This is a genomic window from Micromonospora sp. SD12 (genome assembly GCF_052068495.1).
In the GTDB taxonomy this organism is placed as follows: domain Bacteria; phylum Actinomycetota; class Actinomycetes; order Mycobacteriales; family Micromonosporaceae; genus Micromonospora; species Micromonospora echinofusca.
This window is the reverse complement of record NZ_JBQHDF010000003.1, coordinates 524,867-540,624: the sequence shown is the minus strand read 5'-3', so window position 1 is coordinate 540,624 and position 15,758 is coordinate 524,867. Positions and strand designations below refer to the sequence as shown.

General features: G+C 74.3%; 16 protein-coding genes and 1 riboswitch. Of the genes, 5 read left to right on the top strand and 11 right to left on the bottom strand.

What is annotated here, in order from left to right:
- Positions 1-10: 10 nt before the first annotated feature.
- From ACTMS2_RS09480 to ACTMS2_RS09470, 3 genes are all read right to left on the bottom strand, one after another.
- Positions 11-556: a DsbA family protein gene (locus ACTMS2_RS09480; protein ID WP_441175061.1), complete on the bottom strand. Its 546-nt coding sequence runs from the start codon at positions 554-556 to the stop codon at positions 11-13.
- The gene (locus tag ACTMS2_RS09475) at positions 553-675 is read right to left on the bottom strand and encodes a hypothetical protein (protein WP_441175060.1); all 123 of its coding nucleotides are present in this window, start codon (positions 673-675) and stop codon (positions 553-555) included. The genes ACTMS2_RS09480 and ACTMS2_RS09475 overlap by 4 nt, the downstream gene beginning before the upstream one ends.
- 82 nt (positions 676-757) lie before the next feature.
- Positions 758-1,444 (bottom strand): BON domain-containing protein, encoded by a 687-nt coding sequence (locus ACTMS2_RS09470; protein ID WP_441175059.1) that lies wholly within the window; start codon positions 1,442-1,444, stop codon positions 758-760.
- A gap of 281 nt (positions 1,445-1,725) precedes the next feature.
- Between ACTMS2_RS09470 and ACTMS2_RS09465 the strand changes: the two genes are divergently transcribed.
- A complete protein-coding gene (locus ACTMS2_RS09465) occupies positions 1,726-4,467 on the top strand; it encodes a cellulose binding domain-containing protein (RefSeq protein ID WP_441175058.1) in 2,742 nt (913 codons plus the stop codon).
- 276 nt (positions 4,468-4,743) lie between these two features.
- Entirely contained in the window at positions 4,744-5,382 is a 639-nt protein-coding gene (locus ACTMS2_RS09460; protein ID WP_441175057.1) for a maleylpyruvate isomerase N-terminal domain-containing protein, read from the top strand.
- Positions 5,383-5,486: 104 nt separating this feature from the next.
- Here ACTMS2_RS09460 and ACTMS2_RS09455 read toward each other — a convergent pair whose 3' ends face one another.
- Complete coding sequence (locus ACTMS2_RS09455; protein WP_088998997.1) at positions 5,487-5,894, bottom strand: hypothetical protein; 408 nt, start codon at positions 5,892-5,894, stop codon at positions 5,487-5,489.
- Positions 5,895-6,068: 174 nt separating this feature from the next.
- Positions 6,069-6,215 carry a hypothetical protein gene (locus tag ACTMS2_RS09450; protein WP_157747040.1) on the bottom strand — a complete coding sequence of 49 codons (147 nt, stop codon included), beginning with the start codon at positions 6,213-6,215 and terminating at the stop codon, positions 6,069-6,071.
- A gap of 329 nt (positions 6,216-6,544) precedes the next feature.
- On the opposite strand from ACTMS2_RS09450, the gene ACTMS2_RS09445 reads away from it, so the two are divergent.
- The gene (locus tag ACTMS2_RS09445) at positions 6,545-6,907 is read left to right on the top strand and encodes an STAS domain-containing protein (RefSeq protein ID WP_088998998.1); all 363 of its coding nucleotides are present in this window, start codon (positions 6,545-6,547) and stop codon (positions 6,905-6,907) included.
- 45 nt (positions 6,908-6,952) lie between these two features.
- Here ACTMS2_RS09445 and surE read toward each other — a convergent pair whose 3' ends face one another.
- Together surE and ACTMS2_RS09435 are read right to left on the bottom strand one after the other, a co-directional pair.
- On the bottom strand, positions 6,953-7,777 hold the full coding sequence (surE, locus tag ACTMS2_RS09440) for a 5'/3'-nucleotidase SurE (RefSeq protein ID WP_441175056.1): 825 nt from the start codon (positions 7,775-7,777) through the stop codon (positions 6,953-6,955).
- Positions 7,774-8,751 carry a 1-phosphofructokinase family hexose kinase gene (locus tag ACTMS2_RS09435; RefSeq protein WP_441175055.1) on the bottom strand — a complete coding sequence of 326 codons (978 nt, stop codon included), beginning with the start codon at positions 8,749-8,751 and terminating at the stop codon, positions 7,774-7,776. Before ACTMS2_RS09435 ends, surE begins: the two co-directional genes overlap by 4 nt.
- Positions 8,752-8,925: 174 nt before the next feature.
- Here ACTMS2_RS09435 and ACTMS2_RS09430 point away from each other — a divergent pair, with 174 nt between their 5' ends.
- Complete coding sequence (locus ACTMS2_RS09430) at positions 8,926-9,405, top strand: SRPBCC family protein (RefSeq protein ID WP_441175054.1); 480 nt, start codon at positions 8,926-8,928, stop codon at positions 9,403-9,405.
- 32 nt (positions 9,406-9,437) lie between these two features.
- On the opposite strand, the gene ACTMS2_RS09425 is transcribed toward ACTMS2_RS09430, so the two are convergent.
- The 4 genes from ACTMS2_RS09425 to ACTMS2_RS09410 all read right to left on the bottom strand — a co-directional run bounded on the left by ACTMS2_RS09425 (position 9,438) and on the right by ACTMS2_RS09410 (position 15,007).
- The gene (locus tag ACTMS2_RS09425) at positions 9,438-10,517 is read right to left on the bottom strand and encodes a coiled-coil domain-containing protein (RefSeq protein ID WP_441175053.1); all 1,080 of its coding nucleotides are present in this window, start codon (positions 10,515-10,517) and stop codon (positions 9,438-9,440) included.
- Positions 10,518-10,530: 13 nt separating this feature from the next.
- A riboswitch (cyclic di-AMP (ydaO/yuaA leader) is annotated at positions 10,531-10,662 on the bottom strand.
- Between the two features lie 153 nt (positions 10,663-10,815).
- On the bottom strand, positions 10,816-11,733 hold the full coding sequence (locus tag ACTMS2_RS09420) for a cation diffusion facilitator family transporter (protein WP_441175052.1): 918 nt from the start codon (positions 11,731-11,733) through the stop codon (positions 10,816-10,818).
- A gap of 77 nt (positions 11,734-11,810) precedes the next feature.
- Complete coding sequence (locus tag ACTMS2_RS09415; RefSeq protein ID WP_441175051.1) at positions 11,811-13,928, bottom strand: HelD family protein; 2,118 nt, start codon at positions 13,926-13,928, stop codon at positions 11,811-11,813.
- 149 nt (positions 13,929-14,077) lie between these two features.
- Positions 14,078-15,007: an alpha/beta fold hydrolase gene (locus ACTMS2_RS09410; protein ID WP_441175050.1), complete on the bottom strand. Its 930-nt coding sequence runs from the start codon at positions 15,005-15,007 to the stop codon at positions 14,078-14,080.
- A 147-nt stretch (positions 15,008-15,154) separates the two neighbouring features.
- Here ACTMS2_RS09410 and ACTMS2_RS09405 point away from each other — a divergent pair, with 147 nt between their 5' ends.
- Positions 15,155-15,745 (top strand): carbonic anhydrase, encoded by a 591-nt coding sequence (locus ACTMS2_RS09405; protein ID WP_441175049.1) that lies wholly within the window; start codon positions 15,155-15,157, stop codon positions 15,743-15,745.
- The last annotated feature ends 13 nt before the right edge of the window (positions 15,746-15,758 follow it).

The window sequence follows — 15,758 nt, the reverse complement described above, 5'->3', positions numbered from 1 at the left end:
CAGGTGGGTGTCAGGGGGTGGCGGCGTCGACCGCCGCCAGGAGGTCCGCGACGTCGTAGTCCCCGTCGTGGCGGGTGCCGTTGACGAACAGCGTCGGGGTGGCGTGGACGCCGCTGCGGATGCCGCCCACGAAGTCGTGCCGCACCCGGTCGCCGTGCGCCTGCCGCTCCACTTCCGTGGCGACCTCGTCGGCGGGCAGGCCGAGCTGCTCCATGCCGAGCGACAGGTGCACGGGGTCGAGCTGGTCCTGGTGCTCGTAGAGCCAGTCGTGCATCGCCCAGAACTGCCCGCGCCGGCCGGCCGCCTCGGTCGCCTCGGCGGCCTGCTCGGCGTACGGGTGCACGTTGGTGATCGGGAAGTGCCGGTACACCAGCCGCACCGTCTCGGCCCGCTGCCGCAGCAGCTCCCGCAGGTTCGCGTACGCGGCCCCGCAGAACCGGCACTGGAAGTCGGCGTACTCGACGATCGTCACCGGCGCGTCGACCGGCCCGCGGACGTGGTCGTGGTCGGTCACCGGGGTCCGTAGGCGCGCGGTGACCTGGAGCGGGGTGGTCATCGGGTGCCCACCGCCGATCCGGCGTCGAGGCGCTGCGGCGCGGCCCCGGGCAGGGCGGCCGGCAGACAGGACCGGACCGTGGCGGGCCCGGGTCGGGTCGACCCCTTCGGATCAGTCATGCCTCCCACCCTTCCCGCCACGGGGTGAGGGCGGCTCACCCCGCCGGGGTGGTTCCCCTGTCCGCTCGATGGGCGCGCCCGTTCAGCCCAGCACCGGGGCGACCGCGATGTGGTTCTGCACCTCGCGGATGCCCGGCGCGCACCAGACGGTCCGCTCCACCTCGGCCCGCTCGGGCATCGAGTGGACCAGCCCGCCGAGCACCACCGTGTCGCCGTGCACCCGGACGGTGATCCGCTCCGCCGGGGTGGCCCGGTTGCGCGCCAGCGCGTCGACGATCCGGATCGCCAGGGCGTGCCCGTCCGGCCGGGTGTCGGGGCGGACGGTGATGCCGTTGCTGACCCCGCGTACGCCCGTCAGCCGGGCCACTGCGCGTTCGGCGGCGCGGCGCTGGTACTCCCACTCCACCTCGCCGTGCAGCGTGACCCAGCCCTGCGAGACGGTCACGTCGAGCTGCTCCAGGGGAACGAACGCGTCCCACTCCAGCGCGTGCCCGGCCGCGGCGGCGATGTCCGGGTCGGCGCGTTCCGCGCCGGTGCCGAGGCGTACGGCCAGGTCGTTGGCGACCGCCCGGACGCGCGTCACCCGGTGCGCCGCCCGTTCGGCGGCCCACTTCTTGGCGTAGCTGTCCACCCGGCCGGTCAACGTCACCACGCCCTCGGCGACCGTCACGCCGATCTCGTGCGGCCGTACCCGGGGTTCCCAGGCCAGCTCGTCGAGGACGGCCGACTGGATGTCCTGGTCGCTGCGGCTGATCGTCTCGATGGCCATCTGTCACTCCTCACGGGATAGCTGCCCGATGCGCATGCTTCCGCCGGAACCGATCCTGACGCGGGGGTGGGTGAGGCTTCCTCACCCGACCCGGGCGACTTCTGGGAGCGCTTCCATGCAGCCCGTGGAGTCGGTTAGGGTGAGCGCGTTCCTCGGGTGCGGGAGCCGTCGCGCCGATGACCGGAGCCAGGGCAGCTCCGGCGCGATTCCGCACGTCCCCGTCGCCGGGCGTGGCCGTCACCACGTCCGCCCCGGCTTTCCGTACCCGGAAGGAACCGCAGATGCGGAGAAGTTACGTCGGCGCGGTCGTGTCCGCGCTGGTCGTCGCCGCGGCCGTCGTGGCGACACCGTTCACCGCGGCCGGCGCGCCCGCCGCCACCGCAGCCGCCGAGGCGTACGCCTGGAAGAACGTCCGGATCGACGGCGGCGGCTTCGTCCCCGGCATCGTCTTCAACCCCACCGAGAAGAACCTGATCTACGCCCGCACCGACATCGGCGGCATGTACCGGTGGGAGCAGGGCAGCCAGTCCTGGACACCGCTGCTGGACTGGGTCGGCGCCGACAAGTGGGGCTGGAACGGTGTGGTCAGCGTCGCCACCGACCCCGTGCAGACCAACCGGGTGTACGCGGCCGTCGGCATGTACACCAACGACTGGGACCCGAACAACGGGGCCATCCTGCGCTCGGCCGACAAGGGCGCCACCTGGCAGGTCACCGAGCTGCCGTTCAAGAACGGCGGCAACATGCCCGGCCGGGGCATGGGCGAGCGGCTCGCTGTCGACCCCAACAGGAACAGCATCCTGTACTACGGCGCCGAGGGCGGCAACGGCCTGTGGCGCAGCACCGACTTCGGGGCGACCTGGGCCAAGGTGGCCAACTTCCCCAACGTCGGCAACTACCGGGCCGACCCGAGCGACCCGAACGGCTACAACGGCCAGAACCAGGGCCTGACCTGGGTCAGCTTCGACAAGAGCACGGGTACGACCGGCGCCGCCACGCAGACGATCTACGTCGGCGTGGCCGACAAGGAGAACCCCGTCTACCGCAGCACGAACGGCGGCGCCACTTGGGAGCGGATCGCCGGGCAGCCGACCGGCTACCTCGCGCACAAGGGCGTCGTCGACCCGGTGGGCGGCTTCCTCTACATCGCCACCAGCGACACCGGCGGCCCGTACGACGGCGGCAAGGGCGACGTGTGGAAGTTCAGCCGTGCCACCGGCGCGTGGACGCGGATCAGCCCCGTCCCGTCGACCAGCACCGACGCGTACTTCGGCTACAGCGGCCTGACCATCGACCGGCAGCAGCCGAACACCCTCATGGTCGCCACGCAGATCTCCTGGTGGCCGGACGCGATCTTCTGGCGCAGCACCGACGGCGGCGCCACCTGGACCCGGATCTGGGAGTTCACCAGCTACCCGAACCGGTCCAAGCGCTACACCATGGACGTCAGCTCCGTGCCGTGGCTGACCTTCGGCAGCAACCCGGCGCCGCCGGAGGAGACCCCGAAGCTCGGCTGGATGAACGAGTCGGTGGAGATCGACCCGCACGACAGCAACCGCTTCCTGTATGGCACGGGCGCCACCATCTACGGCAGCACCGACCTCACGAAGTGGGACACCGGCAGCCAGTTCACCATCAGGCCCATGGTCAAGGGCCTGGAGGAGACCGCCGTGCTGGACCTGGTCAGCCCACCCTCGGGGGCGCCGCTGGTCAGCGCGCTCGGCGACATCGGGGGCTTCCGGCACACCGACCTGGACGCCGTACCGCCGATGATGTTCACCCAGCCGAACTTCACCAGCACCACCAGCCTCGACTACGCCGAGACGAAGCCGGCCGTGATGGTGCGGGCCGGCAACTTCGCCGACGCGGACCGGCCGGGCGACAGCCACGTCGCCTTCTCCACCGACGGCGGGGCCAACTGGTTCCAGGGCACCGAACCGTCCGGCGTCAACAGCGGCGGCACGGTCGCCGCCTCGGCCGACGGCAGCCGGTTCGTCTGGGCCCCGGGTGACGCCGGCCAGCAGGTGGTGCACTCGGTCGGCTTCGGCACCTCCTGGACCGCGTCGACGGGCGTCCCGGCGAACGCGACGATCGAGTCCGACCGGGTGAACCCGAACAAGTTCTACGGCTTCGCGGGCGGCAGGTTCTACGTCAGCACCGACGGCGGGGCCAGTTTCACCGCCTCGGCCGCCGCCGGCCTCCCCGCCACCGGCACCGTCAAGTTCAAGGCGCTGCCCGGCAGGGAGGGCGAGTTGTGGCTGGCCGGCGAGGGCGGACTGTGGCGCTCGACCGACTCCGGGGCCACCTTCACCAAGCTGGCGGGGGTGGGCAGCGCCGGCAACGTCGGCTTCGGCAAGGCCGCGCCCGGCCGGACGTACCCCGCGCTGTACCTCTTCGGCACCGTCGACGGCCGACCCGGCGTACACCGCTCGGACGACACCGGCGCGAGCTGGGTCCGGATCAACGACGACCGGCACCAGTACGGCAACGCGGGCGAGGCCCTGACCGGCGATCCCCGGGTCTACGGCCGGGTCTACCTCGGCACCAACGGCCGGGGCATCCTCGTGGCGGACCGGCTCGGCGGCACGCCCGACCCGTCGCCGACCACCTCCACGCCACCACCGACCACGCCGCCGCCCACCACCCCGCCGCCCACGACGCCGCCACCGAGCACCCCGCCGCCCACGACGCCACCGCCCACGACGCCGCCGCCGACCAGCGGCTGCACCGCGACCTACCGGGTGACCGGCTCCTGGCAGGGCGGCTTCCAGGGCGAACTGGTGGTCCGCAATGCCGGCAGCGCGGCGATCGCCGGCTGGACGGTGGGCTGGACCTTCCCCGACGGCCAGAAGATCACCCAGCTCTGGGGCGGCACCCACACCCAGACCGGGGCGACCGTCTCCGTCCGCGACGCCGGCTGGAACGGCGCCCTCGGCGCGGGCGCCACCGCCACCGCCGGCTTCCTGGCCAGTACGACCGGGGCGAACACCGCGCCGAGCACCGTCACCTGCACCGCCCGCTGACCGCCCCAACGGCCGCGCACGCCGGAGCCCCGTCGACGGGACTCCGGCGTGCGCCGTTCGGCCGGGCGGCTGCCGGCTCCGCCCACCGCGCGGCTTGCCCCTCTACCCACCGCGCGGCTTGCCCCTCTACCCACCGCGCGGCTTGCCCCTCTACCCAGCGCGTGGCCTGCGGCTGGGCCGCCGCGTGCTGCCGGCCGATCGGGCACGTATCGAGGGGAGTCGGTGTCCCGGTCGGCCATAGGCTCGGGGGATCGCCCGTCGAAGGAGGGATCCTCCGTGAGTCCGATCAGGACGGCCTACCTCACCGCCGCGCGTTCGGCGGCGGACCTGCTCGCCGGCCCCGCCGTCGCGAACCGCTGGGACGAACCGAGCGCCCTGCCGGCGTTCGGAGTGGCCGGGCTGGCCGGTCACCTCGCCAACCAGGTGCTCGGCGTCCCCGCCGTGCTGGCCGCGCCCGTTCCCGCCGGCGACCCCGTGGGGCTGCTCGACCACTACGCGCGCGGCGGCTGGCTCGGCGCCCCGGTCGACGCCACGGTGAACGTCGTCATCCGCCGCGTCGGTGACGGCCTCGCCGCCGACGGCCCCGCCGCCCTGGCCGACCGGTACGCGGCCACGCTGCGCGAGCTGACCCGCGTACTGCCGGCGGAGCCGCCCGCGCGGGTGGTGCACGTGCGCCACGGTCCGTGGTCGCTCACCCTGGACGACTACCTGGTCACCCGGCTGATGGAACTCGTCGTGCACGCCGACGACCTCGCGGTCAGCGTCGGCGTGCCCACCCCGGAACTGCCGGCGGAGGTGGTCGACCCGGTGCTGACGCTGCTGGCCCGGCTCGCCGTACGCCGGCACGGGCAGCCGGCCGTGCTGCGCGCGCTGAGCCGGGCGGAGCGGGCGCCGACGAGCGTCGCGGCCCTCTGAGGCGCACCGTGCGGTGAGGTGCCGCCGGCTCTGGCCCGAGCCGGAGACGCCGGCGAAGACCGTCGGGCGTCACCCGCAACGGGCACGGGCCCGGGTCGGGCGGGTCAGCCGTCGAGGCCGACGGGGGAGTTGGGCCGGTCGACGTCGACGAACTCGATGTCGTCCATCGCCCGGTCGCCCCGGCTGCCGGCGGCCCGCGCGGCGGTGCCGGCGGCCCAGCCGATCGCCGCACCGACGAGCGCGGCGCCGACCAGCAGCGTCCAGGGCAGCGCGGGCCGGCGGCCGGCCAGCGCGTCGAAGGCCAGGGTGGCCCGTCGGCGTGCCTCGTCCGCCGCGGAGCCCACCAGGTCGCCGGCCTCGTCGGCGAGACCGGAGCCGCCCCGGCGGGCGGAACGCGCGGTGTCCCGGACGCTGTCACCGGCGGAGCTGACCGCCGAGACCAGGTGCTGCCACGCCTGGTCCGCGATCCGCTCGGGCTTGTTGCGGCGGTCCAGCAGGTTGCTTCCGAACATGGTGGGTTACCTCCTCGGGTGCCGAAGCCGCGCGGCCACTTCGGACTTCGGCGTCGGACCGGCGGGTGACGGTTCGCTCGTTCCCGCCTGTGCCCCGTCGGGCGGCCCGGCAAACCCCGGCGTGGCGGGTGCCGCGGCCCGTGCCGCCCGGCGGGGTGGTGCGCGGGCCCGGCGTCAGCGCAGCACGACCGCCGCCGTCACACCCCTGGCGAAGTCGTCGTCATCGTCGTCGTCATCGCCGCCTCCGCCGCCGAAGCCGCAGGCCAGTACGAGGGCCAGCAGCGCGCTGACGCCGGCGAGCGCGGCAAGTCTCCTGAGCATCGATCGTCCTCCCGGTCGCAGTCGTGTCTCCGAGCCGATGCTAGGCAGAACGGGCAAGGCCGGGGGCCGAAGCGGGACAGGCCACGCCCGGGGTACGGCTGCTGGGCGTTGCCGGACACAGCCGGCTACCCTGGGGGCGCGACGCGTCAGCGGAAGCTGATCGTCTGGTGGACAAAACGTCAATAGTGCGGATAAGGGCGACGTGCCGCGCCCTGGTCCGCGAATTGCTCATCCCGAGGGGTGGCGACCGAGGCCGTCGGAGGAATACTCTCGGTCGCGGCCCGCGTACTGATGAGGCGCCCGTCGGACGGGCGAGTGGAGGTGCTCGCGTGAGCCTGTCGATCGTGAAGTCGGTCCTGCCCGGTGGTGTCATCGAGATCGCCCCGCGGGGGGAGATCGACGTCGACACCGCGTACGAGGTGCGTGAGGCGATCGCCGAGGTCCTGACCAAGGGGCGTCCCGGCCGGATCGAGCTGAACATGCGGCTCGTCACCTTCATCGACTCGGTGGGCATCAGCGCGATGGTCGCCGGCTTCCAGACCGCCGAGGTGAGCGGCGTCAAGCTCGTCGTCACCGAGCCGAGCCGGTTCGTGCACCGGCAGCTCTGGGTGACCGGCCTGCTCGGCCTCTTCGGCGCCCCCGAGCCCTACTACGCCGGCGCGCCCACGCCCGAGGTCCTTCCCGGCGCCTGACGGCCGCCGGCACCACCCCGGCCGCGCCGCTGGGGTGTGCGTCGCTCAGGCGTCGCCGAGGCCCGACAGGTCGACGTCCGTCACCTCGGTGACCGCGCGGATCGCCGTCACCGAGGCGTACCCGTCGGCCAGCAGGGCCAGGTCGGTGCCGGGCTGCACGGCCTGCCCGGGCTCCTCCAGCGACGTGCGGACGAAGCCGTGCCCGGCCTCCGCCACCGTCATCTGCACCTGACCGAAGCTGGCCAGGGTGCCCCGGCGCACCCCGCGCAGCCGGTTGTGCGGCAGGTCCGGCGCGTTCACGTTGAGCACGCTCTCCACGGGCCCGGCCGTGAGCCGGGGCAGCAGGTCCAGGGCGACCCGGGCGGCCGTCTGCCAGTGCCGCTCGGCGTCGCGTACCCGGGCGGCGGCGGCCACCGCGGCGCCCCCGCTGGCGGCCGTGGCCTCCCCGGCCGAGAGCACGTCGAGCGAGACGGCCATCGCCCGGCAGCCGTTCGCGGCGGCGGTGAAGGCGGCCCCCACCGTGCCCGAGTGCAGCACCGCGCGGCCCGCGTTCGCGCCCCGGTTGATGCCGGAGAGCACCACCGTCGGCGAGGGCCCGAACGCGCCGTGCACCGCGATCAGCGCGATGAAGCCGGGGGAGCCGCCCACCGCGTACGCCGGCACCCCCGGCAGTTCCGGCAGCGGATGCTCGCGGACCACCACGTGCCCGTCCCGCTCCACCGCGGTCATCGCGGCGCTGGTGCCGCTCGCCTCCTCCAGCGGAGCGGCGACGACGACGTCCAGGCCCCGGTCCGCCGCCGCCCGCGCCAGCGCCTGGATGCCGGGCGCGGCGATCCCGTCGTCGTTGGTGACCAGCACCCGCAGCGTCATCGCCCGGCCGCCCGGTCGGCCAACTCGTCGGGGCTGGTCCGCTCCTGCGGCCGGTTGCCGGCCGGTACGAGGCGCACCCGGTCGACCAGGCCGGTGATCGAGTCGAGCCGGCCGGTGCCCAGGCCGTGCCGGGTCACGTTCAGCGCGCCGGCCGCCGCCCCGGTACGGATGGCGGTGCGGATGTCGCCGCCGCGCGCCACCACGGCCGCCACCCCGGCGGTCATCGAGTCGCCCGCCCCACGCGGGTCGGCCGCCTCCAGCCGGGGCATCTCCACCTCGAAGACCTCGCCGTCGACCAGGGCGAGGGCGGGCTTGTCGGCCCGGCTCACCACCACGTTCTCGGCGCCGCCGGCGTGCAGGTCGTACAGGGCCCGGGTGAGCTGCTCCTCCTCCTCGCCGTCGACGCGGCCGTCGGCGATCAGCTCCTCATGGCTGATCTTGAGGAAGAAGACGCCGCTGTCCAGCACGGCGTCGAGGTGCTCGCCGCAGAGGTCGACCACCACCCGGCTGCCGTTGGCCCCGAGGTCGGCGGCGAACCGCCGGTAGAGGTCGGCCGGGACCAGCGACGGCTCGTTCGGCCCGCTCAGCACGCTGACCGTGGCGCGCAGGCCCTCGCCGAGCGCCAGGTTGTAGAGCTCGTCCAACTCGTGCCGGCTGAGCGGCTGACCTGGCACGTCCACGATCTCCTGCCGGGAGCCCTCGCGGCGGTCGTGCACGTACCCGCCGCTGCCGGAGTCGCGTACCACGACCTTCAGGTTGACCCCCTCGCTGACGAGCAGGGGCTCCAGCACCTGGCCGATCTCGCCCCCGAGGGCGGTGCAGAGCACCACGTCGACGCCGAGCGACATCACCATCCGGGCCTGCCAGACGCCCTGCCCGCCGGGGTGCAGGTGCAGCTCCGCGGCGTCGCTGGGCTGGTCGACGGTCACCGTCAGCCGGGGCGTGGGCGCGAAGACCATCACGTGCCCGCTCATCCGTCGTACCCGTTCATGCGCCCACCCCTGACCAGTACGTGCCGTGACCATCCATCAGCTGACCGTAGTGGGCCCGCCAGCCGGACGTCCGCACTCCGGGCGGGATCGGCGCGGCGTTGCCAGGGCGCCCGGCATACGCGACGATCGGGCGACCATCGGCGGTGGGGAGACGGCGTGCTCAGGCGGAGTTCCTTCAGCTACACCGTCCAGGCGCGCTGCTCCATGGCGCGGGCCGCGGCGTTGCTCGTCGATCCGAGGAGGCAGGAGGGCCTGCATCCGCTGATCGTCCGGGTCCGGCGGGTGCCGCCCCGCCCCGGTGCCCGGGCCAGCTACGACATCACCGACCGGCTGGCCGCCGGGCCGCTACGGCTGCCGATCACCTACCGGGCCGACGTCCTGGTCGACGAGCCCGACGAGATCGTCACCGTGGCCCGGCAGTGGCCCGCCACCACGGTGCGCAACCACACCCGGCTGCGGGCGGAGCCCGACGGCGTGGTCCGCGTCGACGTGGACATCACCCTCGCCGCGCCCGCGCCGCTCTTCGGCTACGCGTTCCGCCAGGCGCGCGCCGCCCACCTCGGACTGGCCGCGCGCCTCGCTGCTGTCCTCGACGGTGCCGCACCGCAGCCGCCACCCGCCGACACGCCCCGGTGACCCGCGCCGGGCGGGGCACCGGGGCGTGGGCGTCAGTAGACCGACAGGTGCACGTGGTTGGTGTGGTCGCTGGACGGGTCGCCGTTGGCCCCGCTGTACGACTTCCACCCGCTGCTCGGCAGCCAGATCTGCCGGTACCAGATCACGTAGAGCACGGCGAGCCGGTCGGCGTTGCGCACGTAGAACGCCGCCAGGTTGTTGCCGTACGTCCGGTCACCGCCGGTGGCGTCGCCGCCGAAGCCGCCCTTCTGGGCCGCGAAGTCGCACGCCCGGCCCTTCGGGTGCTCGCCGGAGCCGCCGGGGCGGTAGCAGGAGACGTAGCGGGTGAAGCCCGCCGCCTTGGCCTGGTTGAGCGCGTGTAGCGTGCGCGGCGTGATGCAGCCGTTGGCGGGGGTGGGGTCGTTGACGCTGCACGACTCGCGCGGCCAGGAGCCGTCGGAGTTGCGTGGCGCCGCCTTCGCCGTCTTGCTGGAGGTGCCGCCCGGCGAGCCGCCCCCGCCCGCGGACTGTCGCTGTTGCTGCTTCTGGTTGGCGACCGTCAGCGCCCGTTCGGCCTGCTCCTTGCGCTTGGCCATCACGGTGACCTGCTTGCGCTGCTCCCGGATCTCGCCGTCCAGGGCGAGCTTCGTGCGCGCGGCCTCGTCCCGGGTCTGCTGGAGCTCGCGCAGGGCCCGGTCCTCCTTGGCGGCCACCGCGTCGAGGGCGGCGGCGCGGTCCATGAAGCCGTCCGGCGAGCCGCTGTTGAGCAGGGCGGACGCCACGCTGAGCCGGCCGGTGCGGTAGGCGGCCCCCGCGATCTCGCCGACCTTGGCGCTGCGCGCCGTCAGCTCGACCTCGGTGGTCTTGAGCTGGGCGGCGAGCTGCTGCTGCCGTTTGGCCGACGTGGCGAGGGCGCGCTTGGCGTCGAGGTAGCCCTTGCTGGCGGCCTCGAGTTGGGCCCGCAGGGCGGGCGTGCCGCCCTCCTCGTCCTGGCCGGGGGCGGCGGCGAGCAGGCCGGCGCGGGTGGCGGCCGCCGCCGGGGCGGCGGTGACCGGGGCCACCGCGGCGCCGAGGGCGAGCATCGTGGTGATCAGGGCCGCCGTCCGGGCGGCACGTCGTCGTACAGGTGCCATCACTGGCATACACGTGTCCTTCCGTCAGCCGCCGACCGGGTTAGCTGACGGGTTCGGGACGGAAGATCCCTACCGCTGACGCGGATGCACCCCACGAACATGGTTCCCCGGTTCGCCCCGCCGGGCGATTAGGCGGCGGCCACCGCCGGCACCGGTGGGTGCCGCCTGGCGGAGGCCGAAGCCGAGCCTACCGGTGCCGGTGTGACTGCTGCAGCGCAGGTGACGCACGGTGCATGTCCACTAACAGTCAAATCCGGCATAAGGCAACAATACTCTCCCAGATTTAAGGTTGTCCTCATTACCACTCGACCGCCCCGCAAGCCCCTGGCGACGCTCCCGGCTCGATCTGCAACGTGGCGTGCTCGATCTGGAAGTCGTCGTGCAGGGCGGCCCGGGCGGCGCCCAGCACCGCGCCGACCTCCGCGTCGGGTGTCATGGTCAGGTGCGCCGAGGCCACCTCCATCCCGGAGGTCAGCGTCCAGACGTGCAGGTCGTGCACCTCGGCGACGCCGGGCACGGCGGCCAGCCGGTCGTGCACGGCCGTGACCTGGAGGTGCTCCGGCGCGGCCTGGACCAGGATGCGCAGCGCCGCCCGCCCGAGCCGCCAGGTGCGCGGCAGGATGAACAGCCCGATCGCGACGGCCACCAGCGGGTCGGCCCACCACCAGCCGGTGGTGGTGATCAGCAGGGCCGCCGCGATCACGCCGAGTGACCCCAGCAGGTCGCCGAGGACCTCCAGGTACGCGCCGTGGACGTTGATGCTCTCCTTCGCCCCCGAGCGCAGCAGGGCGAAGGCGCCGATGTTGGCGAGCAGGCCGAGTACGGCGACCACCAGCATCGGGCCGGCCAGCACCTCCGGCGGGTCGCCGAAGCGGCGTACCGCCTCGATCACGACGTAGACCGCGACGCCGGAGAGCAGCACGGCGTTGGCCAGGGCGGCGAGCACCTCCAGCCGGTAGAGGCCGAACGTGCGCTGCGGATCGCCGCCCGCCCGCCGGGTCGCCGAGATCGCGGCGAGCGCCATGCCGATGCCGAGCACGTCGGTGAACATGTGCCCGGCGTCGCTGAGCAGGGCCAGCGAGCCTGTCCGGAAGGCGGCCACCGCCTCCACCACCATCAGGCCGGCGAGCAGACCGAACGCCGCCCAGAGGCGGCCCCGGTGGCGGTGTGCGGCGTTCGCCACCGACCCGTGGTGGTGGTCATGACCTGCGCCCACGCGCCCATCCTCCCTCTGGGGGTCCGGATTCGCGTTCAATTTATGCTCACATCGCTATGTATGCAAGTAACGGATCCTCAGCCGGTCGGGTCGACGGTGGTCAGCCGCTGGGTGGCCCGGGACAGCGCCACGTAGAGCGTCCGTACGCCCGACCCCGGGTCGGCCCGGATCTCGCTCGGGGCGACGAGGACGACCCCGTCGTACTCCATGCCCTTGGCCTCCAGGCTGGTCACCACCTGAAGGCGCGGCGCGGCCAGGCCGGCCAGCCAGCCGGCGACCTCGTCGCGGCGGGGCACGGGCGTGATCACGCCGACCGTGCCCTCGACCTCGGCGAGCAGCGCCGTGGTCGCCGCCGTGGCGGCTGTCTCCAGCTCCGCCGGCGGCACCACCAGCGCGACCGGGTCGACGCCGGTGGACCGCACCGCCCTGGGCAGCGGGAGGTCCGGATGCAGCCGGCGGATCTCGGCCGCCGCCACCGCGAAGATCTCCGCCGAGTTGCGGTAGTTGGTGGTGAGGGTGAAGTGGTGCCGCTTGCGCCGGCCCAACGCCTGGTCCCGGGCCCGGGTCAGCTCCTCCGCCTCGCCCGTCCACGCCGTCTGGGCCGGGTCGCCCACCACGGTCCAGGAGGCCAACCGGCCGCGCCGGCCGATCATGCGCCACTGCATCGGCGAGACGTCCTGCGACTCGTCGACCACCACGTGCGCGTACTCCCGGTAGTCCTCCGGGCGTTCCCGGGCCGCCTCGCGGGCGGCGCGCTGCCGGTCGGCGAAGGTGCTCAGCTCGCGGACGCCGCCGGCCAGCTGGAACGGGTCCCGCTTCGCCCGGGCGGGCTTCATCGGCTTGCCGAGCAGGGCGTCCAGCTCGTCGAGCAGCGCGATGTCGGCGATCGTCAGCCCGGCGGTGTCGAGGCTGCGGTACGCGTCGGCCAGCAGCCGGATCTCGGCGCGGGACAGGATGCCGGCGGCGTAGCGGTGCAACCGGTCCGGGCGGGCCAGCCAGCCCAGCACGTGCCGGGGGTGCAGCCGGGGCCACCACGCCTTGAGGAACTCCCGGAACTCCGGCCGCTCGGCGATCTCGTCCTCGAACGCGCGCTGCTCGGGCAGCCGGCCGACGCCCAACCTGCGGGCCTGCGCCCAGAGCGCCGCGAAGACCCCGTCGAAGCCGGCCCGGCGCACCTCGTTGCGCCGGGCGCCGCGAGGCATCGCCCGGTCCCGGATGCCGTCCAGCTCGCGGCGCTCCAGCCGGAGCAGCGCGCCCCGGTAGAGCAGGCGCAGCTCGGTCGGGCCGTCCGGCACCGCGTCCCGGACCGCCCGCTCCAGCACCCGTCGCATCCGCAGGGAGCCCTTGACCGCCGCCACGGCCGGTCCATCGGTACGGGTGGCCGTCATGCCCGCGAAGAGCGTGCCCAGCGAGTGCAGGGTGGCGGTGTCCTCGCCGAGCGAGGGCAGCACCGAGGCGATGTACTCGACGAAGACCGAGGACGGGCCCACCACCAGGATGCCGCCACCGGCGAACCGGCTGCGGTCGGAATAGAGCAGGTACGCGGCCCGGTGCAGGGCGACGGCCGTCTTCCCGGTGCCCGGGCCGCCGGACACGATCGTCACGCCCGAGCCGGGGGAGCGGATCGCCTCGTCCTGCTCCCGCTGGATGGTGGCCACGATGTCGCGCATGCCCCGGCCGGTGGCCTTCGACAGCGTGGCCAGCAGCGCGCCGTCGCCGACGACCGCCATGTCGGCGGGGGCCGCGACGGGGTCGAGCAGGTCGTCCTCGATGCGGGTGACCCGCTCGGCGGAGGACTGGATCGTGCGGCGCCGCACCACGCCCAGCGGCTGCGCGGGGGTGGCCTGGTAGAAGGCGGCGGCCGCCGGGGCGCGCCAGTCGACCACCAGCGTGGAGGCGTCGTCGTCGCGGATGCCGAGCCGCCCGACGTGCAGCACCTGCCGGTCCAGCAGGTCCAGCCGGCCGAAGACCAGGCCCTCGTGCTCGGCGTCGAGCATGTGCCGCCGCCGCGCGGCGTGGAACACCATCGCGTCCCGTTCGACCAGCGCCCCGAAGTTGCCCACCCGGGCGAGCCGGTAGCCCTCCTTCTCGGCGCTGACCGCCGACCGGCGCAGCTCGGCCAGTCGGGCGTACACCCGGTCGAGATGCCGCTGCTCGACGGCGATCTCCTGTTCCAGGGTGGTCTGGTCGGTCACCGCTCGCTCCTCCTGACGTCGGCGGCGGGCGGCGCGAACCGCGCCAACCGCGCCAGGCCAACCGCAAGAGGGTACGGCCCGCGCGCAACCAGCGGCGCGACCGGTGCGGGAAAGGAACCCGCGTCACGCCCCGCGGGGCCGCGCCCGGGTCAGTCCGCCCGGATGGCGGCGGTGGCGCCGGGGGTGGCGAGTACGCGCCGGAGCACCCCGCCCAGCGCCTCGTTGACCTCGTCGGGCCGCTCCATCATGAGCATGTGCCCGGCACCCGGGCAGACGGTCAGTTCGGTCGCCGGCAGCGCGGCGGCGATCGACTCGGCGCAGGGCGGCGGGGTGAGCCGGTCCCGGTCGCCGACCAGGGCCGCCGCCGGCAGGTGGGCCAGCGCGGTGAGGGTGTCCAACCGGTGCTGCGCGCCGATGGAGGCGCGGAACCCGCCGATCGAACGCAGGGAGGCCCGGGCCACCGCCGAGGTGACCAGCCGGATGTCGTGCGGGTCGCAGCGGTCGCCGAAGAGCATCCAGCGGATGCTGGGACGCAGCGCCCGCAGCAGCGCCCGGGGCGGCCGCCAGGACCCGCACCGGGCCAGTACGCCGGCCCCGGTGGTCTCGGCGAGCCGGATCAACCGGGCGATGCGCGGCGAGAGGCCGTAGACGGTGTGCGTGTGGCCCTCGGCGGTGGTGGAGACGAAGACCAGCCCGGCCGTCCGGGCGGCGAAGTGCCCGGGGTGGCGGTGCGCGTACTCCATGATCGTCATGCCGCCCATCGAGTGGCCGACCAGCACGACGCGGCCGGTCGGCGCCACCTCGTCCAGCACCGCGGCGAGGTCGTCGCCGAGCTGGGCCACGGTGGCGGTGGGCAGCGCCATGCAGCTCGACCGGCCGTGCCCGCGCGCGTCGTAGGTCACCACCCGCACCGCGTCGGCGAACCGTCGCCGCAGGTCGGCGAGCTGCCGGTGCCAGGCGCGCCCGTCGAGCGTCCAGCCGTGCAGCAGCACGACCGTGACCTCGGCGTCGGCCGGTCCGGCCGCCTCGACGTGCAGGCGTACGTCGTCGGGAAGACGCACCTCGACGTGCTCCGGCATCGTCACCTCCCCAGGGCCGCACGGAACCGCAACACCGGGGATACCCGGTGGTAACACCGGCTACCCGTCATGAGACCACGACAACCGGGTCGGTGAGAAGATTCGCAACCCGCTCCGGACCTCCCGGGGGCCCGCCAAGCTGAGGGCATGGGGTCGCCCCGCGCCGCGCTGGCCGAGCTGCTCGCCGGCAACCGCCGCTTCGTCAGCGGCCAGCCGATCCACGGCCACGACGTCACCGCGGCCGCCGCGGCGGCCTCCGGCGACCAGCAGCCGTACGCGGTGCTCCTCGGTTGCATCGACTCGCGGGTGCCGCTGGAGGCGATCTTCGACCAGACCTTCGGCTCGATCTGCGTGATCCGCACCGGCGGGCACGTGCTCGACCGGGCGGTGCTCGGCTCCATCGAGTACGTGGTGGGTGAGCTGGGCGTACGGCTGGTGGTGGTGCTCGGGCACGAGCGGTGCGGCGCGGTGGCCTCGACCGTGGACACGCTGCGCGGCGGGCGGTCGCCGGGCGGCTCGCTGGCCCACCTCGTCGAGCAGATCGCCCCGGCGGTGACCGAGGTGGGCGTCGACGACCCCCGGGTGCATCCGTTGGCGATCCGGCGGCACGTGCTGCGTACGGTGCGCGCCCTGCGCGCCGACGCCCTGCTCGCCGCCCCGGTCGCCGCCGGCCGGCTGGCGGTGGTCGGTGCCCTCTACGACCTGGCGACCGGCGAGGTGGCCCTGCTGGAGACGTGAGGGTCCGCAGACG